We start from the raw sequence: 2,545 nt of genomic DNA on the forward strand, positions 1-2,545 counted from the left end.
CGCAAATACCTCGTTGCCGGCCTGCTGGTCTGGCTGCCGCTGGCCATCACCATCTGGGTGCTGGCCCAGGTGCTGGACGTCGTCAACGGCGTCTTCGGGTCCATGCTGGCCGCGCTGGCCCTGATCATGCCGGCCTCGCTGCGCGAGGCCATCCTGGAGCTGCGCCATGTGCCCGGCCTGGGGCTGGTGATCCTGGTCGGTGGCCTGCTGGCCACCGGCGTCCTCGTTGCCAACATCTTCGGCCAATGGCTGCTGACGCAATGGGACCGGCTGATGTCCCACATCCCCATCGTCAAGAGCATCTACAGCTCGGTCAAGCAGGTGTCGGACACGCTGTTCTCCAGCAGCGGCAACGCCTTTCGCGAAGCCGTCCTCGTGCAGTACCCGCGTGCCGGTAGCTGGACCATCGCCTTCGTGACCGGCACGCCCAGCGGCGAGGTGGCCTGCCATCTGGAGGACGAGCACGTCAGCATCTACGTGCCAACCACGCCCAACCCGACCTCGGGCTTCTTCCTCATCGTGCCCAGGTCGGACGTGAAGCCCCTGCACATGACGGTGGACGAGGCGCTGAAATACATCATCTCCATGGGCACCGTGGCGCCGCTGCCCCATCCCGTGGACCTCGGCGCCATCGCCGACGAGGCGGCGCGAAACCAGCCGGGTTGAACGCCCCGGCAGGCGTTCAATCCTGAGAGCCGAGCGAGCTCGCCAGCGCCCCAAGAACACCCCCTGAAAAGAATTCGGAGAAATCCCATGCGTACCTGCTATGCCGGCCAAGTCAGCGAAAAGCTGCTCGACCAGACCGTGACCCTGATGGGCTGGGCCCATCGCCGCCGTGACCATGGCGGCGTCATCTTCATCGACCTGCGCGACCGCGAAGGGCTGGTCCAGATCGTCTGCGACCCCGACCGCGCCGACAGCTTCAAGATTGCTGAGGACGTCCGCAGCGAGTTCTGCCTCAAGATCGTCGGCAAGGTGCGCGCCCGCCCGGCCGGCACCGAGAACGCCAACCTCGTCAGCGGCAAGATCGAAGTGCTCTGCCACGAGATCGAGGTGCTGAACCCGTCGGTGCCCATCCCCTTCCAGATCGACGAGGACAACCTCAGCGAGACGACCCGCCTCACGCACCGCGTGCTGGACCTGCGCCGCCCCTACATGCAGAACAACCTGATGCTGCGCTACCGCGTCGCGATGGAAGTCCGCAAGTTCCTGGACGAGCACGGCTTCGTCGACATCGAGACGCCGATGCTGACCAAGAGCACCCCGGAAGGTGCGCGCGATTACCTCGTGCCCAGCCGCGTGCATGACGGCCACTTCTTCGCGCTGCCGCAGTCGCCGCAGCTGTTCAAGCAGCTGCTGATGGTGTCGGGGTTCGACCGCTACTACCAGATCACCAAGTGCTTCCGTGACGAGGACCTGCGCGCCGACCGCCAGCCCGAGTTCACGCAGATCGATATCGAGACCTCCTTCCTGACCGAGGAAGAGATCCGCTCGATGTTCGAGGGCATGATCCGCCACGTCTTCCGCAAGAACCTCAACGTCGAGCTGGGTGACTACCCGGTCATGAAGTACGCGGAAGCCATGCACCGCTTCGGCTCCGACAAGCCCGACCTGCGCGTCAAGCTCGAGTTCACCGAGCTGACCGACGCCATGACGACGGTGGACTTCAAGGTGTTCAGCGGCCCGGCCACCACGCCGGGCGGCCGCGTCGTCGCGCTGCGCGTGCCCAAGGGCGCGTCCATGAGCCGCGGCGAGATCGACGCCTACACCGAGTTCGTCAAGATCTACGGCGCCAAGGGCCTGGCCTGGGTCAAGGTCAACGAAGTGGCCAAGGGCCGCGAAGGCCTGCAGTCGCCCATCGTCAAGAACCTGCACGACGAAGCCGTCGCCGAGATCCTGAAGCGCACCGGCGCCCAGGACGGCGACCTGTTGTTCTTCGGCGCAGACAAGGCCAAGGTCGTCAACGACGCCATCGGTGCGCTGCGCCTGAAGGTCGGCCACAGCGAGTTCGGCAAGGCCAACGGCCTGTTCAACGACGTCTGGGCGCCGCTGTGGGTGGTCGACTTCCCGATGTTCGAGCACGACGAGGAGAACAACCGTTGGGCGGCCGTTCACCACCCGTTCACGGCACCCAAGGACGGCCACGAGGACCTGATGACGTCGGACCCGGGCAAGTGCATCGCCAAGGCTTACGACATGGTGCTCAACGGCTGGGAGCTGGGCGGCGGCTCGGTGCGTATCCACCGTGCCGAGGTGCAGGCCAAGGTCTTCGAGGCGCTCAACATCAGCGCGGAAGACCAGCGCATCAAGTTCGGTTTCCTGCTGGACGCGCTGCAGTACGGTGCGCCCCCGCACGGCGGCCTGGCTTTCGGCCTGGACCGCATCGTCACGATGATGACCAAGGCCGAGTCCATCCGCGACGTCATCGCCTTCCCCAAGACCCAGCGCGCCCAGTGCCTGCTGACCGGCGCGCCGTCGCTGGTGGACGAAAAGCAGCTGCGCGAGCTGCACATCCGCCTGCGCAATTCGGCGGCTGCGGCGCAGT

2 protein-coding genes are annotated in these 2,545 nt (G+C 65.8%); both read left to right on the forward strand.

What is annotated here, in order from left to right; genetic code table 11:
- On the forward strand, positions 1–666 hold a 666-nt coding region (locus ACXJKR_RS29550; RefSeq protein WP_457325881.1), incomplete at its 5' end, for a DUF502 domain-containing protein.
- Between the two features lie 87 nt (positions 667–753).
- Positions 754–2,545, forward strand: a 1,792-nt coding sequence (aspS, locus tag ACXJKR_RS29555; protein WP_056204055.1) for an aspartate--tRNA ligase, incomplete at its 3' end; no start/stop codon positions are given.

The sequence above is a fragment of the Roseateles sp. P5_E11 genome (assembly GCF_054049355.1).